The sequence below is a fragment of the Streptomyces sp. NPDC058289 genome, from assembly GCF_042880975.1.
In the GTDB taxonomy this organism is placed as follows: Bacteria; Actinomycetota; Actinomycetes; order Streptomycetales; family Streptomycetaceae; genus Streptomyces; species Streptomyces stoeckheimensis.
In genome coordinates this window covers 25,800-51,068 of record NZ_JBHVYI010000039.1, presented here as the reverse complement: position 1 = coordinate 51,068, position 25,269 = coordinate 25,800, and the positions used below count along the sequence as shown (strand labels likewise).

Annotated in this window: 25 protein-coding genes; 14 read left to right on the top strand and 11 right to left on the bottom strand. The window is 73.1% G+C overall.

The features are described 5' to 3' along the window. Positions 1-108: 108 nt before the first annotated feature. Positions 109-1,425, top strand: coding sequence for a glycosyl hydrolase (locus ACFVX6_RS21170; protein WP_389693586.1), 1,317 nt, complete (start codon positions 109-111; stop codon positions 1,423-1,425). Between the two features lie 257 nt (positions 1,426-1,682). After that, the gene (locus tag ACFVX6_RS21165) at positions 1,683-3,770 is read left to right on the top strand and encodes an endo-beta-N-acetylglucosaminidase (RefSeq protein WP_389693618.1); all 2,088 of its coding nucleotides are present in this window, start codon (positions 1,683-1,685) and stop codon (positions 3,768-3,770) included. A gap of 58 nt (positions 3,771-3,828) precedes the next feature. Here ACFVX6_RS21165 and ACFVX6_RS21160 read toward each other — a convergent pair whose 3' ends face one another. Both ACFVX6_RS21160 and ACFVX6_RS21155 read right to left on the bottom strand, forming a co-directional pair. Then, complete coding sequence (locus tag ACFVX6_RS21160; protein WP_389693584.1) at positions 3,829-5,247, bottom strand: ATP-binding protein; 1,419 nt, start codon at positions 5,245-5,247, stop codon at positions 3,829-3,831. A 12-nt stretch (positions 5,248-5,259) separates the two neighbouring features. Next, entirely contained in the window at positions 5,260-6,018 is a 759-nt protein-coding gene (locus ACFVX6_RS21155; RefSeq protein ID WP_389693582.1) for a response regulator transcription factor, read from the bottom strand. Between the two features lie 284 nt (positions 6,019-6,302). Between ACFVX6_RS21155 and ACFVX6_RS21150 the strand changes: the two genes are divergently transcribed. From ACFVX6_RS21150 to ACFVX6_RS21115, 8 genes are all read left to right on the top strand, one after another. Next, positions 6,303-7,088, top strand: a complete 786-nt coding sequence (locus ACFVX6_RS21150) for an amino acid ABC transporter ATP-binding protein (RefSeq protein ID WP_389693580.1) — start codon at positions 6,303-6,305, stop codon at positions 7,086-7,088. 96 nt (positions 7,089-7,184) lie between these two features. Then, complete coding sequence (locus tag ACFVX6_RS21145; protein ID WP_389693578.1) at positions 7,185-8,039, top strand: glutamate ABC transporter substrate-binding protein; 855 nt, start codon at positions 7,185-7,187, stop codon at positions 8,037-8,039. 116 nt (positions 8,040-8,155) lie between these two features. Further along, positions 8,156-8,830 carry an amino acid ABC transporter permease gene (locus ACFVX6_RS21140; protein WP_389693576.1) on the top strand — a complete coding sequence of 225 codons (675 nt, stop codon included), beginning with the start codon at positions 8,156-8,158 and terminating at the stop codon, positions 8,828-8,830. Then, a complete protein-coding gene (locus ACFVX6_RS21135) occupies positions 8,827-9,699 on the top strand; it encodes an amino acid ABC transporter permease (RefSeq protein WP_389693574.1) in 873 nt (290 codons plus the stop codon). Before ACFVX6_RS21140 ends, ACFVX6_RS21135 begins: the two co-directional genes overlap by 4 nt. A 212-nt stretch (positions 9,700-9,911) precedes the next feature. Further along, the gene (locus ACFVX6_RS21130) at positions 9,912-11,489 is read left to right on the top strand and encodes an FAD-dependent oxidoreductase (protein WP_389693572.1); all 1,578 of its coding nucleotides are present in this window, start codon (positions 9,912-9,914) and stop codon (positions 11,487-11,489) included. A gap of 32 nt (positions 11,490-11,521) precedes the next feature. Beyond that, entirely contained in the window at positions 11,522-11,608 is an 87-nt protein-coding gene (locus ACFVX6_RS21125; RefSeq protein WP_311318651.1) for a putative leader peptide, read from the top strand. Between the two features lie 73 nt (positions 11,609-11,681). Next, entirely contained in the window at positions 11,682-12,227 is a 546-nt protein-coding gene (locus ACFVX6_RS21120; RefSeq protein WP_389693570.1) for a cysteine dioxygenase, read from the top strand. Then, positions 12,218-12,601 (top strand): rhodanese-like domain-containing protein, encoded by a 384-nt coding sequence (locus ACFVX6_RS21115; RefSeq protein WP_389693616.1) that lies wholly within the window; start codon positions 12,218-12,220, stop codon positions 12,599-12,601. The genes ACFVX6_RS21120 and ACFVX6_RS21115 overlap by 10 nt, the downstream gene beginning before the upstream one ends. Positions 12,602-12,734: 133 nt before the next feature. On the opposite strand, the gene ACFVX6_RS21110 is transcribed toward ACFVX6_RS21115, so the two are convergent. From ACFVX6_RS21110 to recA, 4 genes are all read right to left on the bottom strand, one after another. Next, positions 12,735-13,766, bottom strand: coding sequence for a hypothetical protein (locus ACFVX6_RS21110; protein WP_389693568.1), 1,032 nt, complete (start codon positions 13,764-13,766; stop codon positions 12,735-12,737). Positions 13,767-13,861: 95 nt separating this feature from the next. Next, positions 13,862-16,408, bottom strand: coding sequence for an FtsX-like permease family protein (locus tag ACFVX6_RS21105; RefSeq protein WP_389693566.1), 2,547 nt, complete (start codon positions 16,406-16,408; stop codon positions 13,862-13,864). 109 nt (positions 16,409-16,517) lie between these two features. After that, a complete protein-coding gene (gene recX, locus ACFVX6_RS21100; RefSeq protein ID WP_389693564.1) occupies positions 16,518-17,180 on the bottom strand; it encodes a recombination regulator RecX in 663 nt (220 codons plus the stop codon). Positions 17,181-17,183: 3 nt separating this feature from the next. After that, the gene (gene recA, locus ACFVX6_RS21095; protein ID WP_389693562.1) at positions 17,184-18,305 is read right to left on the bottom strand and encodes a recombinase RecA; all 1,122 of its coding nucleotides are present in this window, start codon (positions 18,303-18,305) and stop codon (positions 17,184-17,186) included. Positions 18,306-18,489: 184 nt separating this feature from the next. Between recA and ACFVX6_RS21090 the strand changes: the two genes are divergently transcribed. Next, a complete protein-coding gene (locus ACFVX6_RS21090) occupies positions 18,490-19,056 on the top strand; it encodes a 2'-5' RNA ligase family protein (RefSeq protein WP_389693560.1) in 567 nt (188 codons plus the stop codon). A gap of 47 nt (positions 19,057-19,103) precedes the next feature. After that, on the top strand, positions 19,104-19,865 hold the full coding sequence (locus ACFVX6_RS21085; RefSeq protein ID WP_389693558.1) for a Clp protease N-terminal domain-containing protein: 762 nt from the start codon (positions 19,104-19,106) through the stop codon (positions 19,863-19,865). Here the strand turns inward: ACFVX6_RS21085 and ACFVX6_RS21080 are convergent. Next, positions 19,813-20,907, bottom strand: a complete 1,095-nt coding sequence (locus ACFVX6_RS21080; RefSeq protein ID WP_389693556.1) for an AI-2E family transporter — start codon at positions 20,905-20,907, stop codon at positions 19,813-19,815. The two genes, ACFVX6_RS21085 and ACFVX6_RS21080, sit on opposite strands and share 53 nt — an antisense overlap. 324 nt (positions 20,908-21,231) lie before the next feature. Beyond that, positions 21,232-21,426, bottom strand: coding sequence for a DUF3046 domain-containing protein (locus ACFVX6_RS21075; RefSeq protein WP_254386113.1), 195 nt, complete (start codon positions 21,424-21,426; stop codon positions 21,232-21,234). A gap of 81 nt (positions 21,427-21,507) precedes the next feature. Here ACFVX6_RS21075 and ACFVX6_RS21070 point away from each other — a divergent pair, with 81 nt between their 5' ends. Beyond that, a complete protein-coding gene (locus ACFVX6_RS21070) occupies positions 21,508-22,506 on the top strand; it encodes a hypothetical protein (RefSeq protein ID WP_389693554.1) in 999 nt (332 codons plus the stop codon). Here ACFVX6_RS21070 and ACFVX6_RS21065 read toward each other — a convergent pair. Next, positions 22,475-22,783 (bottom strand): AzlD domain-containing protein, encoded by a 309-nt coding sequence (locus ACFVX6_RS21065; protein WP_327255239.1) that lies wholly within the window; start codon positions 22,781-22,783, stop codon positions 22,475-22,477. The two genes, ACFVX6_RS21070 and ACFVX6_RS21065, sit on opposite strands and share 32 nt — an antisense overlap. Next, the gene (locus ACFVX6_RS21060) at positions 22,780-23,511 is read right to left on the bottom strand and encodes an AzlC family ABC transporter permease (RefSeq protein ID WP_389693552.1); all 732 of its coding nucleotides are present in this window, start codon (positions 23,509-23,511) and stop codon (positions 22,780-22,782) included. Before ACFVX6_RS21060 ends, ACFVX6_RS21065 begins: the two co-directional genes overlap by 4 nt. A 66-nt stretch (positions 23,512-23,577) precedes the next feature. On the opposite strand from ACFVX6_RS21060, the gene ACFVX6_RS21055 reads away from it, so the two are divergent. Beyond that, positions 23,578-24,381, top strand: a complete 804-nt coding sequence (locus ACFVX6_RS21055; RefSeq protein WP_389693550.1) for a nucleotidyltransferase domain-containing protein — start codon at positions 23,578-23,580, stop codon at positions 24,379-24,381. A 9-nt stretch (positions 24,382-24,390) separates the two neighbouring features. On the opposite strand, the gene ACFVX6_RS21050 is transcribed toward ACFVX6_RS21055, so the two are convergent. After that, complete coding sequence (locus ACFVX6_RS21050; RefSeq protein ID WP_389693548.1) at positions 24,391-25,239, bottom strand: AraC family transcriptional regulator; 849 nt, start codon at positions 25,237-25,239, stop codon at positions 24,391-24,393. Positions 25,240-25,269: the final 30 nt, after the last annotated feature.

The following is a 25,269-nucleotide window of genomic DNA, read 5'->3' as shown; positions in this document are numbered from 1 at the left end:
CCCGCCAAGTCGGGACGTCCGGAGATAAGGTCGGTGTTGACTTTTCCCTCGCGCAGGCGGCAGGTTGTGGGCATCCCGCGAATTCCCCCCTGAACTCCAGGACCCTTCATGCACGACGGCAACGCCGCCTCCGCACCCGCCCCGGCCCCGGCCCCCGCACCCGCACCCGCCCGCGCCCTGCGTTTCGGCGCCAACTACACGCCGACGCGCGGCTGGTTCCACCACTGGCTCGACTTCGACCTCGACGAGGTCGAAGCCGACCTCGACTCGATCGCCGACCTCGGCCTGGACCACGTACGGGTCTTCCCGCTGTGGCCGGTGTTCCAGCCGAACCGGACGCTGATCCGGCCGCGCGCCGTCGAGCAGCTCGTCGCGCTCGCCGACGCGGCAGCCGACCGCGGGCTCGACGTCAACGTGGACGGGCTCCAGGGGCACCTGTCGAGCTTCGACTTCCTGCCCGCGTGGACCGGCACCTGGCACCGGCGCAACATCTTCAGCGATCCGCAGGTCGTCGCCGGGCAGGAGGAGTACCTGCGCACGCTGGCCGCCGCCCTCGCGGACCGGCCGAACTTCCTGGGCATGACGGTCGGCAACGAGATCAACCAGTTCTCCGACGATCCCCACCCCTCCCCCGACCGCATCACCCAGGAGCAGGCAGGGCGCTGGCTGGAGCGGATGCTCGCCGCCTGCGAGCGGGGCGCGCCGGGCCGCATGCACCTGCACGCGGAGTACGACGCCGCCTGGTACCAGGACGGCCACCCCTTCACGGTGGCCCAGGCGGCCCGTCTCGGCGCCGCGACCGCCGTGCACTCCTGGGTGTTCAACGGCACCGCCCAGCGCCACGGCCGGACCGGGACGGCGACCGAGCACCACGCCGCGTACCTGATCGAGCTCTCCAAGGCCTGGGCCCGCGATCCGCACCGCCCGGTCTGGCTCCAGGAGGTGGGCGCGCCCGCGCCGCTGATCCAGCCCGAGCACGCGGCCTCCTTCACCGAGGCGACCGTGGCGAACGCCCTGGACTGCCCCGGCCTGTGGGGCGTGACCTGGTGGTGCTCGCACGACGTGTCCCGGGAGCTCGCGGACTTCCCCGAGCTGGAGTACGGACTGGGCCTGCTCACCAACGACCGCCGGACCAAGCCCGCCGGCGAGGTGATCGCCGGGATCACCGAGGAGTGGCGGGGCCGCGAGCACCGCCCGGCGGTGCGGTCGACCGCGCTCGCCGTGGACGTCGGCGGCGCCGAGTCCGCGCCGAACCGCTCGGTGTGCGCACCCGGCGGGGCGTTCTTCGAGGCCTGGGCGGCGCTCACCGCCCAGGGGGTCCGCCCGGCCGTGGTCCTGGCGGAGCTGGCCGAGGACGCGGAGCACCTGGCCGCCCGCGGCATCACCGAGGTACTGCACGTGTCCGACGTCCCCACCGGGAACTGACCGGCCCGAGCGGGCCCGGCCGAGCCGGGCCGAATCCGACCCGGCCCCGACCCCCGGCCCCGACCCGGCCCCGCCCCACGGGCCCCGACCCGGCCCCCACCGGCCGCTACGGAGGAGAACCCCTCATGTCCGAGATCGACAACGGCGTCGACCCTCGCACCGCCCACCAGCCCGACCCGCATCAGGTCGACCCGCACCAGGCCGGCCACCACCGGCCCGCCCCCCGCACCGCCTCCATACGCCCGACCCGGCGCGGGATGCTGCTCGCCGGAGCCGGGGCGGGCGCCGCCACCCTGCTCTGCGGAACGGCCGCCCCCGCGACGGCAGCCCCAACGGCCCCGCCCCCGGCCCCCGCCCCGGGCACCGGCCCCGCAACCGCCGAACTCCCGGCCGGACTCGCCCCGTACGCCTCGTACTGGTTCCCCGACTCGCTGCCCGCGGGGACCCCGGGTCCCGGGATCACCTGGCGCTCCCTGATGCGGTGGACCCCGGAGTCCGACCCCGATCTGGCCTACAACACCGCCACCGTTCCGCTGGCGCCCCGCTTCACCCCGGTGCCGCCGAACACCACGGCCCGCGCCGGCCAGGCTCGTATCGCCTCGCTCGTCTCCTTCGGGAACACGGCGGGCAATCCGGCCCAGGGGTCGCCCACCGCCGACTACTACGCCCTCACCCACTGGGCGTACATCGACGAGCTCGTCTTCTGGGGCGGCTCCTCCGGCGAGGGCATCGTGCTCGCCCCGAACGCGCCCGTCACCGACGCCGCGCACCGCAACGGCGTCCGGGTGCTGGGCAACGTGTTCCTGCCGCCCGTGCCCTACGGCGGCGACCTCCAGTGGACCCGCGACCTGGTCCGGCAGGACTCCCTCGGCCGGTTCCCGGTCGCCGAGAAGCTGGTGGAGGTGGCGCGGGCGTACGGGTTCGACGGCTGGTTCGTCAACGCCGAGACCGAGGGCGGCGACAGCGAACTCGCGGCCCGGATGCAGCGGTTCCTGCGCGCCCTGCGCGCCGCCGGTGAACCGCACGGCCTGAGCATCACCTGGTACGACGCGATGAACTCCACCGGGAAGGTCGGCTGGCAGGGCGCGCTGAACGAGCTCAACCAGGAGTTCTACGAGGACCGCAGGGGCAAGGTCGCGGACACGATGTTCGTGGACTTCCGCTGGACCCGGGCGAAGCTGGCCGCCTCCGGCGCCCTCGCCGACCGGCTCGGCCGCAGCCGCCACGAGCTGTGGGCGGCCGTGGACATGGAGTCCCACGGCTGGAACTCGACGGTGGACTGGGACGCCATCGTCCCGCGCGGGAGCGACCACGTCGTCTCCTACGGTTTCTACCGGCCCGAGTGGACCCGCAACCACCTCGCCGACCGCTCCCCCGGCGCCTTCCACCGCGCCGACGACCGGTTCTGGACGGGCGAGTCCCTGGACCCCGCCCACCCCTCCCCCGAGGACACCTGGCGCGCCCCCGCCACCGTCGTCGCCGACCGGTCCACCGTGACCGCGCTGCCCTTCGCCTGCTCCTTCAACACCGGGCACGGGGAATGCTGGTACGAGGACGGCGAGCCCGTCTCCGACACCGGATGGAACCACCTCGGCCTCCAGGACCGGCTCCCGGGCCGCCGTTGGGCCGTGCACACCACCGGAACCCGCCCCGAGGTCACCCTCGACTTCGCCCGGGCCTGGCGCGGCGGTTCCAGCCTGCTCGTCGCCGGCGGGCTCACCGCCCCGGTCTCCGTGGGACTGCACGCCACCCGGCTGCCCCTGACCCGCTCCACCGTCGCCGAGCTGGTGCACTCCACGGAGTCGGGCCCGGTGACGGTCGAGCTCGGCGTGGCCACCCGTGAGCCGTCCGGCGCCGGGCAGGAGGTCCCGTACACCTGGCTGAAGGCGAAGACCCTCGGGACCGGTCAGGGCTGGCGCACGACCAGGGTCCGGCTGTCGGACCTGGCGGGCGGGACCGCCCACGGTCTGGCCGTACGGATCACCCGACGCGGGAAGGAGCCGGTGCGCTGGCGACTCGGCGCACTGACGGTACGCGAGGCCGCCGCGCGGCCCCGCCCGGCGACTCCGGGCACCCCGGCCGTGTCCACTTCCTCCCAACAGTCCGGCAAGGCCGCCCTGCGACTGACCTGGCAGCGTTCCGCCGGGCCCGTCCGCCATTACGAGGTGTCCCGCGTCCTGCCGGACGGCACCCGCCGCTTCCTCGGCGGCAGCTGTGGCACCGCCCTCCACGTGCCGGCCGTCGAGCGCGCCGGCCGGGAGAAGGCGGCCGTCTTCGACATCCGGGCCGTGGACGAGCTGTACGCCGTCTCCGCCCCCGCCCGTACCACTCTCACCTGGGCCTGAGCGGCGCCTCTTCCGCCTCACCCACAGCTCGGCCCGTTCGCACTGGTGACCCGCAAGTTCAGTCGGGGCCGGCGGCGGGATCGGTGCGCGGGACGGCCACCGTCACGCGCAGCCCGTGCGGCGGGTTCTTCTCGTAGGAGAGGGACCCGCCGCCCGCGCCGAGCAGGATGCGGGCGATGGAGAGGCCGAGCCCGGAGCCCTTGATGTTCTGGTGGCGTCCGCTGCGCCAGAACCGGTCCCCGATCCGCAGCAGCTCCTCCTCGGTGAGCCCGGGGCCCCGGTCGGCGACCACGATCAGCACCCGGTCGCCCTCCACGGAGAGCGCCACTTCGACGTCCTCACCCTCCGGAGTGAACTTGAGGGCGTTGTCGATGACGGCGTCGAGCGCGCTGGAGAGCGCGATCGGGTCGGCCCAGCCGGTGGCGGCGCTGCGCCCCGTCCCGGTGAGCCGGACGCCCTTCTCCTCGGCGAACGGGCGCCAGGCGGTCACCCGCTCGGCTGCCAGCCCCGCGATGTCCACCAGGCTGATCTCGGCGGTGGCGTGCTCGGCCAGGGCCAGGTCGAGCAGGTCGTCCAGGACCTGGGTCAGGCGCTTTCCCTCGGTCCGTACGGAGGCGATCTCCTCGTTGCCCTCGGGCAGTTCGAGGGCGAGCAGCTCGATCCGCAGGAGCAGGGCGGCGAGCGGGTTGCGCAGCTGGTGGGAGGCGTCGGCGACGAAGGCCCGCTGCTGTTCCAGCACCTCTTCGACGTTGTCGGCCATCTCGTTGAACGAGCGGGCCAGGCGTCTGAGTTCCGGGGGGCCGCCGCCCGCCGCGACACGGGAGTTCATCCGCCCGGTGGCGATGCCGTGGGCGGCGGCGTCCAGGGTCTGCACGGGCTTGAGCACCCAGCTGGTCAGCCGCAGGGCGGCGCCGAAGGCCACGAGCATGGCCGCGCCTAGTCCGGCGGCGATCACCAGCCAGCCCTGCAGGATCCGGGCGCGCATCTGGCCGGTGGGCGACTCGGTGGCGACCACGGCGACCACGTCCCCGTCGAGGACGACCGGGGAGGCGACGATGAGTTTGCCGTTGGTCTGCCAGGGCCACACCTGGCCGGGGTCGTGGCTGCGCCGTCCGGCGAGCGCCTCTCTGAACGCCTTGCGGCCCTCCCCCTCCCCCGGCAGCTCCCACCAGCTGGGGGACCGGGCGATGGCGTTGTCGTCCCGGCGGAAGATGCCGACGCGGATCCCGTACAGCTCCTGGTAGCGGGCCAGTTCGTGCTGGAGGGTTTCGCGGCGTTCGCCGGCTCCGCTGGACTTCGAGCCCTCGGCGTCGATGACGAACTGGGCGAGCGCGGCGAAGCGGGCGCTGTCGTCGATCCGGTCGACGACCACCCGCTGCTGCTGCCCGGCCGCGAGGGCCACCGCGAGCGGGAAGCCGAAGGCGATCAGGACGCCCGCCATCAGGACGACGAGCAGCGGGAGCAGACGGGCGCGCACGACGGGTGGCCGTTAGACGGCGGGCGGGGCGGAGGCGGCGGGCGGGACCGGGGCCGCCGGGGCGGGCGGTACGACGAGCCGGTACCCGACACCGCGGACGGTCTCGATGAGCGCCGGCATGCGCAGCTTGGACCGCAGCGAGGCCACGTGCACCTCGAGGGTCCGGCCGGTGCCTTCCCAACTGGTGCGCCACACCTCGCTGATGATCTGCTCGCGGCGGAAGACGACGCCGGGGCGCTGCGCGAGCAGCGCCAGCAGGTCGAACTCCTTGCGGGTCAGCGCCACGTCGACGCCGTCCACGCTGACCCGGCGGGTGGAGAGCTCGATGCCGACGGTCCCGAGCCGGACCACGCCGGGCGTGCCCGCGGGGCCGGCGGCGCTCTCCTCGGAGGAGCCGGTACGGCGGGCCACCGCGTGGATGCGGGCGAGGAGTTCGCCGGTGTCGTAGGGCTTGGTGACGTAGTCGTCGGCGCCCATGTTGAGCCCGTGGATGCGGGAGCGCACGTCGGCCCGCGCGGTGACCATGATGACGGGCGTGCTGGTGCGCTTGCGGATCTTGCCGCACACCTCGTAGCCGTCCTGGTCGGGCAGGCCGAGGTCGAGCAGGATCACCCCGTAGGGAGAGGCCTGGGGCGGTGCGCCCGCCGACAGCAGGGCCTGCAGGGCCTCCTCACCGCTGCGGGCGTGGGTGACCTTGAAGCCGTGCCGGGCGAGGATCGCGGACAGGGCGGCGGCGACGTGGTCATCGTCCTCGACGAGCAGCAGTCTCATGTCGTCCCCCTCTCCATCTCTTGATCTCTTCGCGTTCGCATGGCGGACATCATGGGCCACCAAGCATCCACGCCGATGCGGACTCCCACGTCAAGACGGTTCCGGCCAGTCGGGGGTTCCGTTACGCACCCGGTACGGCCACAGCCGGTGCCGAGCACCTTCGCGTACGGAGCGTATCGGCGCGAGGCCGGATCGTTATGCTCAATTCTCCCTCAGATGTGATGACGGTGTGCGCGCCACGTCACTACTGTCCTCCCAACCGAGGAGGACGGAGCCACAAGCCGATGAGCGGAGTATCAGTGACCAAGGACGTGCAGGACGCGGCCGGTGCCGCGGACGACCTGGTCGTGCTGAGCAACGTAAACAAGCACTTCGGCGCGCTGCACGTGCTTCAGGACATCGATCTGAGCATTGCTCGCGGTGAGGTCGTCGTGGTGATCGGCCCTTCGGGGTCGGGCAAGTCCACGCTGTGCCGGACCATCAACCGCCTGGAGACGATCGATTCGGGCAGCATCACGCTCGACGGCAAGCAACTGCCGTCGGAGGGCAAGGCGCTGGCGAAGCTGCGTGCCGATGTGGGCATGGTCTTCCAGTCGTTCAACCTCTTCGCGCACAAGACGGTGCTGCAGAACGTGATGCTGGGCCAGCTCAAGGTCCGCAAGGCGGACCAGGCGGCGGCGCTGGAGAAGGCCAAGTCCCTCCTCGACCGGGTGGGTGTCGGCTCGCAGGCCGACAAGTACCCGGCTCAGCTCTCGGGCGGCCAGCAGCAGCGCGTGGCGATCGCCCGCGCCCTGGCGATGGACCCGAAGGTGATGCTCTTCGACGAGCCGACCTCGGCCCTCGACCCGGAGATGATCAACGAGGTGCTGGAAGTCATGCAGCAGCTCGCCCGGGAGGGGATGACCATGGTCGTCGTCACGCACGAGATGGGCTTCGCCCGCTCCGCCGCCAACCGGGTGGTCTTCATGGCCGATGGGAAGATCGTCGAAGAGGCCACGCCCGAGCAGTTCTTCAGCAACCCGCGGAGCGACCGCGCCAAGGACTTCCTCTCGAAGATCCTGCACCACTGACCTTCGTATCTGGTAGTGATCCGGTGACGGATCGTCGTCCAGCACGCACGTCTCACTTCACTGCTGTCTCACGTCTCACTTCGAGGGAAGTCCACCATGAAGCTCTCCAAGGTCGGCGCGGCCGCCGCCATCGCCGTTGCTCTCGCCCTGACCGCGACCGCCTGTGGCGGCGACAGCGACAAGACCGGCAGCGACGCCGGCGCGTCGGGCGGGACCAAGAAGGACAAGATCGTCATCGGCATCAAGTTCGACCAGCCGGGTGTGGGCCTCAAGGCCCCCGACGGCAAGTTCACGGGCTTCGACGTGGACGTGGCGACGTACGTGGCCAAGGAGCTCGGCTACGCGCCGGACCAGATCGAGTTCAAGCAGGCCGTCAGCGCCGAGCGCGAGAACCTGATCTCCAACGGTGACGTGAAGCTGGTCGTGGCGAGCTACTCGATCAACGACAAGCGCAAGGAGCGGGTCGACTTCGCCGGCCCGTACTTCCTCGCGCACCAGGACCTGCTGGTCCGCGCCGACGACACCTCGATCACCAAGGCCGAGGACCTGAACAAGAAGAAGCTCTGCTCGGTCACCGGCTCCACGTCGGCGCAGAACGTCAAGACCAAGCTGGCCCCCGAGGCCGACCTGCAGCAGCTGGGTGGCTACTCCGAGTGCCTGACCGGCCTGGAGAACAAGGCCGTTGACGCCCTGACCACGGACAACTCGATCCTCGCGGGCTACGCGGCGCAGGACAAGAACAAGGGCAAGTTCAAGCTGGTCGGGCTGAGCCTGAGCAACGAGAACTACGGCATCGGTCTGAAGAAGGGCGACAAGGAGCTTCAGACCAAGGTCAACGCCGCCATCAAGAAGATGGAGGCTGACGGTGCCTGGGCAGCGGCCATCGAGAAGAACTTCGGCCCGTCCGGCTACAAGGCCGAGCCGGCCCCCGCGGTCACCGAAGGCAGCTGACCCGGCGGCCGGTCCGCCGGCCGATCCATCGGTGAGGAGCGTCGCCGCCCGCCTGCCGCGGGCGGCGCCGTGACCCACCGGCCAACCTGGCCATCCTGGGGAGAGCGCAGGCCATCGTGTTCGATTTTCTTGATTCCGGGCAGTACGACGTGCTCGGAGCCTTCTGGGTGACGGTTCAGCTCACCCTCTACTCGGCCGTCGGGTCCCTGATCTGGGGCACCGTCCTGGCCGGGATGCGGGTCAGCCCGGTCCCGCTGATGCGGGGCTTCGCCACCGCGTACGTCAACGTGGTCCGCAACACCCCGCTGACCGTGCTGATCATCGGCTGTTCGCTGGGCCTCAACCAGACCCTCGGCGTCACGCTCGGCGGCGGCACCTTCAAGGACATCGGTTTCCGGCTCGCGGTCCTCGGGTTCATCGCCTACACCGGCACCTTCGTCTGCGAGGCGATCCGCTCGGGCATCAACACGGTCCCGGTCGGCCAGGCCGAGGCCTCCCGCGCCCTGGGCATGAGCTTCGTCCAGACGCTCACCCTGATCGTGCTCCCCCAGGCCTTCCGCGCGGTCGTCGCACCGCTCGCCAACGTACTGATCGCCCTCACCAAGAACACCACGGTGGCGGCGGCGATCGGTGTGGCCGAGGCGGCGCTGCTGATGAAGGAGATGGTCGAGAACGAGCCGCAGGACCTCTTCGCCGTCTTCGGCGTCTTCGCCCTCGGATTCGTCCTTCTGACCCTGCCCACCGGCCTGCTCCTGGGCTGGGTGGCCAAGCGCGTGGCGGTGAAGCGATGACCTCGGTGCTGTACGACGCCCCCGGCCCCCGGGCCAAGGCCCGCAACTGGATCTACAGCGGCGTCTTCCTCGTGGCGGCCGCCGCCCTCGTGTGGTGGGTGCTGTCCTCCCTGGCGGACAAGAACCAGCTCGACGCCGACAAGTGGAGCCCCTTCGCCGAAGGCCAGGTGTGGACGACCTTCCTGCTCCCGGGACTCGGCGAGACCCTGCGGGCCGGCGCCATCGCCATGGTGATCGCCCTGCCGCTCGGCGCCCTGCTCGGCATCGGCCGACTCTCCGACCACGCGTGGGTACGCAGCGCCGTGGGCACCTGGGTCGAGTTCTTCCGGGCCATCCCGGTGCTGATGCTGATGCTCTTCGGCTCCGCCTTCTACGTGCAGTACACGGGCGTCGACTCCGAGATCAGGCCGCTGTACGCGGTGATCACCGGTCTGGTCCTGTACAACTCCGCGGTCATCGGCGAGATCGTCCGGGCCGGCGTCGAGTCGCTGCCGAGGGGCCAGACCGACGCCGCGAAGGCGATCGGCATGCGCAAGGGCCAGGTCATGACCAACGTCCTGCTCCCGCAGGCGGTGACCGCGATGCTGCCGGCGCTGGTCAGCCAGCTCGTGGTGGTCCTCAAGGACACCGCGATCGGCGGTGCCGTGCTGGGCCTCGCCGAACTGCTGTCCACGTACCGGCAGATCTCGGCGAACTACAGCAACACCATCCCGACCCTGGTCGTGATCGCGGCGATCTACATCGCGGTGAACTTCGCCCTCACCACCTTCGCCTCCTGGATGGAGGGCCGCCTGCGCAAGTCGAAGCGGACCACCGACGCGATCGTGCCGGTCAGCGAGTTCGACGTGGGCGAGAACACAGGCGCCTGACCGGACCCCCGGCGGAACATCGGACATGTGCTCGGACCCGCGTCCGGCATCCGACCTGACAGCCGGTCAGTACACTTGCGGGACACGTGTGGTGCGACGGAACTCATACGTCGCACCACACGGCCTTGTCCGGCCCGGCGTCACTTGACGCAGGCACCTCCAGTAGGTTGCATACGTTCTGTGATCACATACCGGACACCGGGAGCCACATCATGGACCCGGTGATCGTCGTCGGCGCGGGGCCGGTCGGGCTGTCCCTGTCCCTCGCCCTGGCCGACCAGGGCGTGCCCTGCGTCGTGCTCGACGAGGGATCCGGCAAGGACGAACCCCGCCCCGCCCGTACCGTCGCCCTGCACACCGACACCGCCGCGATGGTGCACCGGCTGGGCTGTACGACGCTGCGCGACGAGGGTGCGTACTTCACCGCCTGGCGCACCATGCGGCGCGGCCGCGAGTCCCAGCGGATCACCTTCGAGGACGGCCCGGCCCCGATCCACCTGCCCCAGCACGCCCTGACCCGCGGACTGCGCGACGCCGCCGCCGCGCATCCCCTGGTCCAGCTGGTCACCGAGAGCAAACTCGACGCCCTGGAGCAGGACAGCCGCGGGGTCACCGCCCACACCCGGGGCGCCGAGACCACGTGGTGGCGCGGGAGCCACCTGGTCGGCTGTGACGGGGCCCGCTCCACCGTGCGCAAGCTGCTCGGCATCCGCTTCCCCGGCCGCACCGCCGTCGAGCGGCACGCCGTGGCCGCGCTGCGCACCGAACTTCCCTGGCCCGGCGAGGCGTTGCTGGACCGCAGCCCGCCCGACGAGGTCACCGCCCGGCCGCTCGCCGACGGGGCGTACCGGCTGGACTGGCTGCTCCCCGCGCGCGGGGACCTGGTCACCCCCGATGCGCTGGTGACGCTCATCCGTGACAGCCTCGCGCTGTGGTGCGGGGGCACGACACCCCCGTACGAGCTCCTCGACACCGGGGTCCACACCCTGCACCACCGGCTCGCCCGGCGTTGGCGCGACGGCCGCTGCTTCCTCGCCGGGGACGCGGCGCACCTGCTCGGCGCGCTCGGCACCCAGGGCGTGGAGGAAGGGCTCCGGGACGCCGAGAACCTCGCCTGGAAGCTCTCGCTCGCCTGGCACCAGGGGGCCTCCGAGGAACTCCTCGACAGTTACGAGGCCGAGCGCCGCAGGGCGGTGGCCGCCCGGCTGCGCGCCGCCGACCAGGCCATGCCCGCCCTCCGGACCGGAGGAGGCCTGCGCACGTACCTCCCCGGAGCCTCGCGCGCCGCCGAACTCCTACTGACCGACGGCCACTTGGGCCGCGGCCCGCTCGGCGCGGAGCCGGTGTACGCCCCGCCCGTGGCCGTCCACGACGTGCCCACCGCCACCGAGCCGGGCGGGCCCGTCGAGAACGTCCCGGTGACCGCGCCCGACGGCTCTACGGTGCCGCTGCGCGACCAGCTGGGCCGGGGCCGGCTCCTCGTGGTCCTCGTCGCCCCGGGCACCGGGGTCTGGGACCGGCGGCACTGGGTGGGCGCCGGCCTGATGCCCCGCCTCGCGGCGGCCGTCTCCGCGCTGCCGGTCCGGTCGGAACTGCTCGTGGCGGACGGCTACCCCGGGGCGGCGGCGCACACCGTGCTCCTCGTACGACCGGACGGGCATCTCGCGGCCACCTTCGCCGGGGTCCACCCGGCCGGGCTGTACGAGGCCGCGGACGCGGTCCGGCACGGCGCACCGGCTCCGGCAGCCACCGGCCGGCCCGCCATCACCACCGCACCCGTGATCGATTGACCCTCCGGCCGAGTCGTGCTTCACTCGCGGACATGACCGGCAACGACGTACGCCTGTGGCGGAGGGTCCATATGGACCTGCTCCGCTACGCGGGCTGCGTGTGTCGCCCTTCCTGCTGATTCGCCCTTCCTTCGCGCGCCCCCATGCGGGTGTGCCGCGCACTCTCGCGAACCCCCAGGACGGTCATCCTCCATGTCTGCACCCACGCACGCCCCTGCCCCGGCGGCGGCTCCGGCTTCCGCCCCGGCCATCTCGGCGGCGGATCTCCTCGCCTTCACCCGGCGCATCGCCTCCGACCCCGAACTGATCGCCTCCCTCCCCCTCGATCCCGAGGGCCGGACGTGGATCCGGCTCGACGGCCCGGGCGGCAGCGAGGCCTGGCTGATCGGCTGGCCGCCCGGCACCGGCACCGGCTGGCACGACCACGCCGAGTCGCGGGGCGCGTTCACCACCGCGCGCGGCCGGCTCACGGAGAACTCACTCGCGGTCCGCCTCCCCTCGGAGGGCTGGCAGTCCCTCTCCCTGGCCCCCGACGTGGACCGCACGCGCCGGCTGGGCGCGGGCACCGGGCGGGCCTTCGGCGAGCACCACGTGCACGAGGTGCTCAACGAGTCCGCGACCGAGCACGCGATCTCCGTCCACGCGTACTACCCGCCGCTGCCCCTGATCCGCCGCTACAGCCGCACCGGCCCGGTGCTCACGCTGGAGCAGGTCGAGCGTCCGGCGGACTGGCAGTGAGCGGCATCGACGCCCTCGTCGACCGGCTGCGGACCACGTACACCCGGGTGGACGCGGCCCAGGCGCACGCGGAGTCCCTGACCGGGGCCCTGCTGGTCGACATCAGGTACCAGGCCCTGCGCGAGCGGGACGGACTCATCCCGGGCGCGCTGGTGGTCGAGCGCAACGAACTGGAATGGCGCCTCGACCCCGAAGGCTCCCACCGCCTCCCGGAGGCGGTGGACCACGACGTCCGCATCATCGTCATCTGCAACGAGGGCTACGCCTCCACCCTCGCGGCAGCATCCCTCCACGCCCTGGCCCTCCCCAACGCGACGGACCTCACGGGCGGCTTCCAGGCCTGGAAGGCGGCCGGCCTGCCCGTCGCTCATTGACGCACCGCTCAGCGCCGGCGCGCTTCCCGGGCTTCCCGGGCTTCGCGGCGCTGCGCCGGACTCCGTCCGTCGGTGGCCGGTCGGGTGGTGCGGCCACCGCCGCCCAGGGCGGTGGCCCGGTGCGCTGGTGCGGTTACTCCCCCGCCCAGTACGCGGCACGCACCTCCCCCTCCTCGAAGTCCCGGCGCGGCAGACGCAGTCCGAGGGACTCCTCCAGGGCGTGGAAGTACAGCTCGTAGGTGTTGGTCAGTTCGGGGTGGTCCAGCTCGGCGCGGCGAACGGCCCGGTTGAGGAAGTCCAGCTCGCCGCCCCGCAGATAGGGCGCGCGGCCGCGCTCGTACCAGAGCAGCTCCAGCATGCCCCAGCCGTCGTCGACGCGACGGCCGTCGCGCAGGTGGTCGAAGGTGTAGATGGCCTTCGCGGAGGTCGCGCTCAACCACACCCTCTCCGTGATCCCGAGCTCCGCCATCACCTTCTCCCTGTCGGCGAAGTTCCCCGGCGGCGTGTCGTGGTACAGGAGGAACGTCCACTCACCCGACTGCCCGAAACAGCAGCTCTCCCACGCGCGGTCCCCGTGGGCCCTGCCGTTGTCGGCGGCCTCCAGGTCCTTCAGGCGCGTACCGGCGGCGACCTGCGCGGGGTCGGCCCCGTACAGCAGGGCCAGTTGCTCGGGGTCGACGGTACGCCCGGGCTCCGCGCGGAAGAAGGCGAGCGTCGTGTACGGGTCCTGGTCCTTCCAGCGCCCGGCTATCCAGGCGAACCCCTCCAGCGGGTCGCGCCCACAGGCCTCGACCGTCCCCGGGTCGTCGAGGCCGCCTCCGCGGAACCGCCTGCCCCACACCGGATCGATCCGGTCCAGCGCACCGGCCGCCTCTTCGGGGCCGCCGCCGCGTCCGGTCATCGCGGCCTCGGCGATCAGGTACAGCACCTGGTCGAGGTCACGGGTCGCGAAGGCCTCCAGGTAGGGGCCGTAATGGCCGCGCACCGTGCCGTCCTCGTCCAGCAGCAGGCGCAGGTCGCCGTCCTCGGTCCCCTCGACGTCGGCCCAGGACTCCAGTTCGTCCGCCGAGAGCGCCACGGGCGGCAGCCCGAACGTGGCGAGCAGCTCGTGCCGCGCGGCCGTCCGCCGCCAGGCCTCCGCGAGGGTCCCCTCGGTGATCTTCATGACGCCAAGGTAGAAGGGGCCACTGACAACGCGCCGCCCCGGGCGGCGCGGCGCGGGCCGGGCGGCGCGGGTCGGCAGGGTCCTGACGAGACGGCCTATCCCTTGGCCGCCGCGAGGTCCACCGGGCGGGGCCGCATCGCCATCCGCCCGGCGAAGCCCGTGGCGCACAGCGCCACCAGCCCGGCCCCGCCCACGACCACCCCGTACACCAGCGGCAGCACCACCGCGGCCGCCGACCCGGTCATGCCCACGCTGAACGCGGTGAGGACCGCCAGCGAGATCCCCGACCCCAGCACCACCCCCATCAGGAGCACGGCCAGCGCCTCCACCCGCAGCATCCCCCGCACCTGCCGCCGCGTCGCCCCCGCGAGCCTCAGCATCGCGAACTCCCGCAGCCGCTCCCCCGTGGACATCGCCAGCGTGTTGGCCACCGCGATCGCGGTGAAGGCCAGGACGAGCCCCATGGCCAGCAGGTTGATCTCCGACCCGGCCGCCTGCCGCTCCGCCCGCGCGCCGTCCGCTTCGGCCGCGGACAACACGGCCACGCCCGGGTACTCCCGTACCGCCGAGGCGAGCACTTCCCGCGTCGCCGGACCCGCCACCAGCACGCTCGAAGCCAGCGGATCGTCGACGTGCGCGGCCATCAGGCCGTGCGGCAGCGTCACGTCCCCGAAGCCCAGCCCCCGCGCGTACACCGCGGACACGGTCAGGGTGACCGGCGTTCCGTCCCCCAGCGTCAGCGCGAGCGGGCTGCCCGGCTTCAGGCCCAGCTGGTCCGCGGCCAGTTCGCTCACCGCGACGCTCTGCTCCCCGAACCCCGCCAGGCTCCCGGCCGTCACCCCCGGGTCCCAGGTCCGGTCCAGCCCGGCCGGGGTCACGCCTTGCGCCGCGTACTTCGTCAGCCCCACCCGGATCGACGTGTGCACGATCTCGGTGGCCGCGAGGACCCCGGGGGTCCGGCGGATCCGCTCGGCGGCGGCGCCGGGAACCCCCGGCCCCCGTCCCTGGAGCACCCACTCGGCCCGTACTCCCTCACGGGCCTGCGCCCGGGCCGCGTCGCCGAGCGTCGGAGTGACGAAGAGGACGGTGCAGGCCATCCCGATCAGCAGGGTGAGCGGGGTGACCGCGGAGGCCATCCGGGTCGCGTTGCCGCGCAGGTTGGCGGTGGCCAGCCGGCCGCCCGGACCGGCCAGCCGCAGCGGCCCGGCGAGCAGTGCGGCCGCGCCCTTGACGATCAGCGGGCCGAGCAGCGAGACGGCTCCGGCGAGCACCACGACGGCGAGGAAGGTGACCGGAGTCGAGGCCGGTTCGGTGCGCAGCGTACTGAGTACGGCGACCAGCACCACCCCGGCGGCCAGCAGCAACGCCCCGGCGGTGAGCCGTGCCCACGCGGGCCGGTTCCGCTCGACGGCGGCCTCGGCCAGTGCTTCGGCGGGACGGACGCGGGCCACCCGCCGTGCGGTGATCCGGGCCGCGGCCCATGCCCCGAGCAGGCTCGCGCCGACGGCGGCGACCATCGGGAAGATCCCGGCGGTGCGCTCCAGGGTCACCGGGACGACCCCCGCGTCGACGAACCGGCCGTGCAGCCAGGCGGCCAGCGGCAGCCCGGCGAGGGCTCCGGCGATTCCGGCGGCGAGCCCCACGAGCAGCGCCTCGCGGCCGATCATGCGCCGCAGCTGCTTGGGGGTGGCGGCGATGGCGCGGAGCAGGGCGAGCTCGCGGTGGCGCTGCTGGATCGACAGGGAGAAGGTGCCGACGACCACCAGGACCGCAACCAGGAGCGAGGTACCGCCCATCGCGCCGCCCATGGAGACCAGCTTGATCCGGGCGCCGGCCGCGTCGAGGAATTCCACGGGGCCCCGCCCGTCTCCGGTGGCCACCTGCGCGGTGGTGCCGTGGAGCGCCTGGCGGATCCGCCCGGCCAGCTCGCCCGCGTCCACTCCGTCCCGGGGCAGTACCCCGATGGCGCTGACCCGGCCGTCGCGGGCGGCGAGCCGCTGCGCCTCGGCGTCGCCGAAGAACAGCGCGCTCTGGTGCGCGAGGCCCCCGCCGGCCGCGGCCGCGATCCCGCTGACCGTGTAGGTCTTGGGCGCGCCGGTGGACTGCACGGTGAGCTCGGAGCCGGGCTTCAGGGCTGCGCGGGCCGCGAGTCCGCGGTCGACGACGACCTCGTCCCCACCCTGGGGGGCGCGGCCCTCGGCCAGCGTGAAGGGGGTGAGCGCGGCCGAGCTCCAGGCGTGCCCGTACGAGGGCTTCGCGCCTTCGCCGCCGGGGCCGCCCCGGGTGAGCGGTACGGCCTGGAAGGTGAGCTCGGGGACGGCCCGCTCGACTCCGGGCACCGCGCGGACGGTGTCCACGGCGGTGGCCGGCAGCCAGGCCCGTTCGGCGACGGGCTTGGCCTTGTGCTTGGTTTTCGTTTTGCCCTTCTTCTCCTTGACCGTCGTCGCATGGACGTTCTGGTCGGCGGAGACGACCACCGGGGCGCCCGCGTAGCGCTCGGTGGCGATCGTCCCGCGGAGTCCCGTCTCCAGGAGGGTTCCGCAGGCGGTGACGAGGGCCGCCGCGCACAGCAGGGCGAGGAAGGCACCGAGGAAACCGGCTTTGCGGTCCCGGACGGTCTGGAGTGCGTAGCGCAGCATCATGGGGAAAACTCTGCCGCCGGGGCCGCGTTGAGACATTGGAGCGCCCCGGCGTCCTCGGCCGGGGGCTAACCCCACCCCACGCGATCCCGGCCCACCGCTCGGCCCCGTGTCACTCCGTCAGATCGTCGGCGTCCTCGCCCTCCGCCTCCAGCGCGCGACGGACCACCCGCAGGGCCATGCCTTCGGGGTACCCCTTGCGGGCGAGCATTCCGGCGAGGCGCCGGATCCGCTTGTCCCGCTCCAGGCCCCGGGTGGCGCGGAGCTTGCGCTCCACGAGCTCCCGGGCGGTCTCCTCCTCCTGGTCGGAGTCCAGCTGTTCCAGGGCCTCCTGTACGAGGGTGGGGGCCACCCCCTTGGTACGGAGCTCCTGTGCGAGCGCCCGGCGGGCCAACCCCCGACCCCGGTGCCGGGACTCGACCCAGGCCCCGGCGAAGGCGGCGTCGTCGATCAGGCCCACCTCCTCGAACCGGGAGAGGACCTGCTCCGACACCTCCTCGGGGATGTCCCGCTTGGCCAAGGCGTCCGCGAGCTGCCGCCGGGTGCGCGGCATCCCGGTGAGCAGGCGCAGACAGATCGCCCGCGCCTGCTCCTCGGGACTCTGGGGCGGCAGTTCCTGGCGGCCCTCGCGGCCTTCCCGGTCCTCCCGGCCCTCACGGCCCTCCGTACGACGGCCTCCCCGGCCGCCGCTCTCGCGGCGGCCCCGGCGACTGCCCTCGCGGCGGTCCTCAGCGCCGTCCGCGCCGTCGGTGCCGCCCCTTTCGTGCTCCCACACGGGTCAGCTCTTGGCGACGGCGGCCTTGACCGCGGTCTTGGCCTTCGACGCGGGAGCGGGCACCGCGGCGGTCTCGGCGGACGCGTCCGCGCCGGCCTCGGCCGTGGCGGCAGCCGCAGCGGTGTCCTTGCGGATACCGACGCCCAGCTTCTCCTTGATCTTGCGCTCGATCTCGTCGGACAGGGCGGGGTTGTCGCAGAGGAACTTCCGCGCGTTCTCCTTGCCCTGGCCGAGCTGGTCGCCCTCGTACGTGTACCAGGCACCGGCCTTGCGGACGAAGCCGTGCTCCACGCCCATGTCGATCAGGCCGCCCTCGCGGCTGATGCCGTGGCCGTAGAGGATGTCGAACTCGGCCTGCTTGAAGGGCGGCGCGACCTTGTTCTTGACGACCTTGACGCGGGTGCGGTTGCCGACCGCGTCCGTGCCGTCCTTGAGGGTCTCGATGCGCCGGATGTCGAGGCGCACGGAGGCGTAGAACTTCAGCGCGCGGCCACCGGTGGTGGTCTCCGGCGAGCCGAACATCACACCGATCTTCTCGCGGAGCTGGTTGATGAAGATCGCGGTGGTCTTGGACTGGCTGAGCGCACCGGTGATCTTGCGGAGGGCCTGGCTCATCAGACGGGCCTGGAGACCCACGTGCGAGTCGCCCATCTCGCCCTCGATCTCCGCGCGCGGCACGAGGGCCGCGACGGAGTCGATGACGATGAGGTCCAGCGCACCGGAGCGGACCAGCATGTCCACGATCTCCAGCGCCTGCTCGCCGGTGTCCGGCTGGGACAGGATGAGGTTGTCCGTGTCGACGCCGAGGGCCTTGGCGTACTCGGGATCGAGCGCGTGCTCGGCATCCACGAAGGCCACGGTGCCGCCGGCCTTCTGCGCGTTGGCCACGGCATGCAGCGTCAGGGTCGTCTTACCGGAGGACTCCGGCCCGTACACCTCGATCACACGGCCGCGCGGCAGCCCGCCGACACCGAGCGCGATGTCCAGCGCGGTCGATCCGGTGGGGATGACCTCGATGGGGTCGTTCGGCTTGTCGCCGAGACGCATCACGGCACCCTTGCCGAACTGCCGTTCAATTTGTGCGAGCGCGGCTTCGAGAGCCTTCTCGCGGTCGTTGCCTGCCATGGGTTCCACCCGATTTGCTTGAGTCGATCGCTTCACGCCATTGACGCTAACGCCTGCCACTGACAACGCGGTCCCACGTCCGTTTTGGCTGTGGATAACCAATGAGAATGCGTGTTCGATTTCCCTGTCAAGCGCGCCACGCCGGACCCGTCCGCCCCACCGGCTGCTGGCATGATCCACTCCCATGAAGGACACCGCGGACGACACCACATCCAGCATGTTCCCCGCCGGGCGCACCGCGCTCATCGTGCGGATGCCCGAAGCGGAACCCGCCGTCCGGGACTGGCGGGACCGGATCGACCCCGCGGCCCGGGCCGGGGCCGGGGTGCCGGCGCACGTGAGCGTGCTCTACCCGTTCCTCCCGGAGAGCCTGATCGACGCCTCGGTCCACGCCGGGATCGCCGCGGCCCTGAGCCCCCACCACGCCTTCGACCTGCGCTTCGAGCGGACCGGCCGGTTCCCGGGGATGCTCTACCTCGCCCCGGAGCCGGACGCCCCGCTGCGCCGGCTGACCCGCGCCATCACCGAGCGCTGGCCGGACATCCGCCCCTACGGCGGCCGCTACCCGGACCCGGCCCCGCACCTCACGGTGGCCCAGCGCGCCCGGGAGGCGGACCTGGACGCCGCCGAGGCTGACCTGCGCGACCGACTCCCCCTCGCCGCCCGCGTCCGCACCGTCGACCTGGTGGCCTACGACGGGACGGCCTGGCAGGAGCGCGCGAGCTTCACGCTGCGGGAGCCCGGAGAGTGACAACCCAGGGTTGACACCCAGCCGACTGTCAACCTAGGGTTGCACCCATGACGAACCCTTCGGTGGAACCCGTTCGCATGACCAATCCGGTACGCCTCGACGACCTGATCGAGGCCATCAAGAAGGTCCACACCGACACCCTGGAGCAGCTCAGCGGCGCAGTCGTGGCCGCCGAGGCCCTCGGAGACGTCGCGGACCACCTCATCGGCCACTTCGTCGACCAGGCCCGCCGCTCCGGCGCCTCCTGGACCGACATCGGCCGCAGCATGGGCGTCACCCGCCAGGCCGCCCAGAAGCGCTTCGTCCCCAAGGCCGACAAGGAGGGCGACGCCGGGCTCGACCCCAGCCAGGGATTCGGCCGCTTCACGCCCCGCGCCCGCAACGTGGTCGTGACCGCGCAGAACGAGGCCCGCGCCGCGAGCAACACCGAGATCCGCACCGAGCACCTCGTCCTCGGCCTGCTGGCCGAGCCCGACGGCCTCGCCGCCCGCGCCATCGCCGACCAGGGGGTCGCGGCCGACGACGTGCGCGCCGCCGCGACCGCGGGCCTGCCCCCGGCCGCGGCGGACCTCCCCGCCCTGGTCCCCTTCGACGCCTCCGCGAAGAAGGCCCTGGAGCTCACCTTCCGCGAGGCCCTGCGCCTCGGCCACAACTACGTGGGCACCGAGCACGTCCTGCTCGCGCTCCTGGAGCTGGAGAACGGAACGGGTCCGCTCAGCGGCCTCGGCGTGGACAAGGACGCCGTCGAGAACTGGGTCAACGACGCCCTGGCAGCCGTACTCGCCTCCGCGGACGAGGCCGGGAAGTAGAGGCGTCCGCATCGCCGGTCAGCGCGTACCGCTTCACGTACGCGCCGAGGAAGGCCTGCATCGTGGCGACGGCCGGGATCGCGATGAGCGCCCCGACCGCGCCCAGCAGGGCAGTGCCCGCGATGACCGACCCGAAGGCCACCGCAGGGTGGATGTCCACCGTCTTCGACGTCAGCTTCGGCTGGAGCACGTAGTTCTCGAACTGCTGGTACACCACCACGAATCCGAGGACGTACAGCGCGTACCAGGGGTTGACCGTGAAGGCGAGCAGCATCGGCAGCGCACCCGCCAGGTAGGTGCCGATGGTGGGGATGAACTGCGACACCAGCCCCACCCACACCGCGAGCGCGGGCGCGTACGGCACGCCCAGCACCGCGAGGACGATGTAGTGCGCGATCCCGGAGATCAGCGCCATCAGCCCGCGCGAGTAGAGGTACCCGCCCGTCTTGGTGACGGCGATCTCCCACGCCCGCAGCACCTCCGCCTGCTTCCTCGGCGGCAGTACGGAGCACAGCGCGCGGCGCAGTCGCGGCCCGTCGGCGGCGAAGTAGAAGGAGAACAGACCGATCGTCAGCAGCTTGAACAGTCCGCCGAGCACCGTGGCGGACACGTCGAGCACGCCGCTCGCGCTGTTCTGCACGTACTTCTGCAGCCAGTCGGAGTGCAGCAGGCTGTCCTGGATGTCCAGCCGGGACAGGTCCGTGTGGAAGGTGTCGTTGATCGAGCCGATCAGCGAGTCGAGATAGCCGGGGAAGCCTTCCACCAGGTCGACGATCTGAGCGGCGAGGACCGAGCCGAGCAGGACGACGAATCCGACGGCCGCGACGAACACCCCGAGGAACACCAGGAAGGTGGCGAGCCCGCGGCGCATGCCGCGGGCCGCCATCCGGGCCACGGCCGGTTCTATCGCGAGCGCGAGGAAGAACGCGATCAGGATGTTGACGAGCAGCCCGATGAGCTGGTGGAACGCCCAGCTGCCGAGCTGGAAACAGGCCACCAGGGCCAGTACGAGAACCACCGCGCGCGGCAGCCAGCGCGGCATCCGGGCATCCGCCGGAGCCGCTGCCGGATCCCCTGCGGAGCCGGGCGGCGAGGGAGGGCCCGCGCCGGGCCCCGACCCCCCGGCGTCTCCCGTTGCGGGGCCTGCGGCCGGCGGGTCCGCCGGTGCCTGCGGGCCGGCCGGCGGCGCGCTCCGGGGGTCTTCGTGCCGGTCGGTCGTCTCATCACTGGCTGCCACGCCGACCAGTCTGTCCCACCGGCGCCGCGAAGCACGAAGCGGTCGCCGCGGCCGCTCCCCCGCGGGGCGGACCGGACGCCGCTCCGGCGTCGGGCCCGCGGGCGAACCGGCCGGCAGGACGCACCGCGGCTAGCGCAGCGAGGCGGGCACGTCCACCGCCGAACACACCGCGCGCCACACGTCCTTGGTCTCCCAGCCCGCGTCCAGCGCTTCGTGGACCGTACGTCCCCCGAGCTCCGTCATGACGTGGTCCCGCGCGAAGGAGTCCGCGTAGCCCGCACCGAAGTGCTCGGCCATCCGCTCCCAGAAAATCGTCAACCGCATGCCTCCAGTATCCCGCCCCGGAGAGTGCACCCTCCCCGTTCGGGCCACTTCGGCGCAGCCGGGGCCCCTACGGTTCCTGGCATGCCTGGAGACGAAGCGTGCGCCCCGGCGGCGACGACCGCAACGACCGCGCCGAGCGCACCGACGGCGACGAGCGCACTGGCCCGCGCCGAGCAGTTCATCTGGCTCACGGCCCGCGTGCTGGAGCAGCGGCGGTTCGCGTTCCACTTCCTCGGCGGGGACGCGGACCCGGTCGATGCCGCCCTCGGCGCCTACCTCGGCGGCGACGACGGATACGGCCACGCCCTCGACCCGGATCTGCGCGGTCCGCTGAGCCACCCGCTGCACACCGCCCACGCCCTGCGCGTCCTGGACGGCCTGGGCCGCTGCGCCGGACAGCGCATCGAGCGGCTCTGCGCCCACCTGACCCGGGTCTCCACCGCGGACGGGGCGCTTCCGGCGACCGCTCCCGCCTCCGGCGGCTACCCGGCGGCCCCCTACCACCCGCTGCACGACGATCCGCCGGGCGACCTGCTGGCCACCGGCCCCGTCGTGGGGATCCTGCACCGCAACCGGGTGTGGCACGCGTGGCTGTTCCGGGCGACGGACTACTGCTGGGACCGGGTGGAGAACCTGCGCCACTGGAACCCGTACGAGGTCCAGAGCGCGGTGGCCTTCCTGGACGGGGTGCCCGACCGGGCCCGGGCCACGGCGGCCTCCGACCGGCTGGGGCGCTTCGTCCGCGAACAGCGGCTCGTCGTACTGGACCCCGCGCGGCAGGACGCGAACCCGCCGGTCCCCGGCCACGCGCCGGACGAGCACCTGTACCCGTACGATTTCGCCCGCCGCCCGGAGTCCCTCGCCCGCGGCTGGTTCACGGACGCGGAGCTGTACGGCTCGCTGCGCTTCCTCGCCGACCTGCAGCAGCCGGACGGCGGCTGGCCGGAGCACCGCGGGGCGTGGGCGCCGGGCAGCTCGCTGGAGCGGCGCCCGATCGCCACGCTGGAGGCACTGCTGACCCTGCGCGCGTACGGCCGGCTCCCCGGCCCTAGCCTCCCAGGGCCCGCAGCCCCGCGGTGACGGCGACGGCCGCAGCGACCACGACGAGGAACGGGGCCCGCAGCAGCAGCGCGACCGCGGCGGCCGCGAGCCCGGCGGCGCGGGCGTCGAGCACGAGTTCCTGCCCGGTGGCGAAGGTCTGCTGCGCGGTGAGCGCGGCGAGCAGCGCGACCGGCAGGAGCGCGGCGAGCTTGCGCACCGCGGGCCGCTCCAGGGCTCCGGCGGGGACGAGCAGCCCGGCGAGCTTCACGGCGTAGCAGCCGACGACGGTGAGCCCGATGGCGATCCAGACGTTCACGAGCGGCGTCCCTTCATCCACAGCACGATCGGCGCGGCCAGGGCCGCGATCAGCACGGGCACCCCGGCGGGCAGCAGGGGCAGCAGGCCCAGCCCGAGGACGAGGGCGAGCCCGGCGACGGCCCGCTCGGTGCCGGTCTTCAGCATCGGCGCGAGCAGCGCGAGGAACACGGCGGGCCCGGCGGCGTCCAGCCCCCACGCCCTGGTGTCCCCGATGGCCTCGGCGCCGAGCGCGCCGAGCAGCGTGGTGAGGTTCCACAGGACGTAGAGGCTCAGCCCGGTCACGGTGAACCCGAGCCGCGCGGACTTCCGGTCGGGCTGGGCCAGGGCCACGGCGGTGGTCTCGTCGATCACCCAGTGCGCGGCGAACGGGCGCACGCCCTTGGGGAGCGCGAGCAGCTGGGACAGCCGCAGCCCGTAGAAGGCGTTGCGGGTCCCGAGGAAGAAGGCCCCGGCGGCGGCCGTGAACGGATTCCCGCCGGCGGCCAGTGCTCCGACCAGCGCGAACTGCGAGGCCCCGGTGAACACCAGCAGGCTCAGCACGCACGCCTGCAGGGTGCTGACCCCGGACCCGGCGGCGGTCACCCCGAAGGCGAACCCGGACAGCCCGACCGCCACTCCGACGCCGAGCGCGTCCCGGACCACGGCGGCACGCGGCTTGTCCACCGCGGGCGCCCCCGCGGGCGCCCCGCCGGGGACCTCCCGATCGGGTCCTTCTCGTATGATCATCCGCTGTTCTCCCACGCCCCGAAATTACGTGGGTCACGCCATCCCGGTCTTGTACGTTCTTGCACCATGCACGAAGTGATCAAGGAAATGGCGGACCGGCTGGCCGAGGTGCCCGGCGTCCGCGGAGTCATGCTCGGCGGCAGCCGGGCCCGCGGCGAGCACCGCCCCGAATCGGACTGGGACCTCGGCGTCTACTACCGCGGCCCCCTCGACATCGCCGCGCTGGACGCGCTGGCCGGACCGGACGTGGAGGTGGCCGGCCCGGGCGGCTGGGGCCCCTGGGTCAACGGCGGAGCCTGGCTGCGCGTCGACGGCGTGGCGGTGGACTGGATCCTGCGCGACCTGGACCGGGTGGAGCGGGTCTGGCAGGACTGCCGCGAGGGCCGCTACGAGGTGGGCGTGCAGCCGGGGCACCCGCTCGGCTTCTGGTCCCCCTGCTATCCGGGCGAGGTGGCCCTGGGCCAGGTCCTCGCGGACCCGTCGGGCCAACTGACAGCGCTGCGCACCTCGGTCTCGGCCTACCCGGAGCCGCTCCGGGACGCCCTGCTGGCCGGTGCCTGGGAGGCGGAGTTCCTCGCCGCGGGCGCCGCGAAGGGCGCGGCCCGCGCGGACGCCCTGTACGTCTCCCTGTGCCTGTCCAAGGCCTTCGGCATCCTCGTCCAGGCCCTGTACGCGGCAGACCGCCGCTGGTGCCTCAACGAGAAGGGCGCCCTGGCCGCCGCCGAGCTCCTGCCGTCCGCGCCACCCGCCTTCGGCAAGCGCGTACGGACCCTGCTGGGCGCGCAGGGCACCACCCCCGAGTCCCTGACGGCAACGGTGACCGAGGCCCGCACCCTGATCGAGGAGACCCGCGCGGCACTGGCGTCCTAGCTCCGGCCCCTAACCGGCCGCCCGCCCCCGCCGGTACGCCCCCGGGGGTACGCCCACGATGCGGGTGAAGTGCCGGTTCAGGTGCGGCTGGTCGGTGAAGCCGACGGTGACGGCCGCCTCCGCCGGCGGGATCCCCGCGTCGAGCAGCCGGCGCGCCCGCCGGACCCGGGCGTCGGTCAGCCAGGTGTGCGGGGGCATGCCGTACCGGTCCCGGAAGGCCCGCAGCAGGGCGAAGGGGCTCGTGCCCAGCTCCGCCGCGAGCTGCTCCAGGGACGGGGGCTCCCCCATCCGCTCCTCCAGCACGGCCCGGGCCCGCTCCGCGTCGGCGGCGCCCGCGCGGCCCGCCGTACGGGCGGGCAGCGGCCCGGCGTGCCGGGTCAGCATCCGGGCCACCACCCCGCGCAGCAGGGTGTCGGCGGCCAGCGCGTTGCCGGCCTCGGCGGCCCGGTGGACCTCGGTGATGGCCCGCGAGGCCTGCGGGTCGGCGACCATGTCGGCGGTGAAGCCGGGGGTCCCGCGCAGGGTCCCGATCTCGGTGGCGACCTCGGTGATCAGCGCCCGGGAGGGGTAGAGGGTGGCGTAGGCCCAGCCCTCGGGGACCCCGGCGCGGGCGGTGTGCGGGACCTCGGGGTTGATCAGGACCACGCTGCCGGGCCCGGCGCGCAGGGTGTCCCCCGGCAGGCCGATCTCCTCGACGCCGCCGGTGACGGCCGCGATGACGTACCCGTCGTGGGCGTGGCGCGGGAAGGTGTGGCGCACGTAGTGGGCACGCAGGAGGTCCAGCCCGGGCAGTTCCGCGTACTGCCAGTGCCGCGCCCACTCCCGGCGGCCCTCGTCCGCTCCGGTCCCCGTGCCCATCCCCCCATTCTGCGCCCGGCCCGGCCGGGG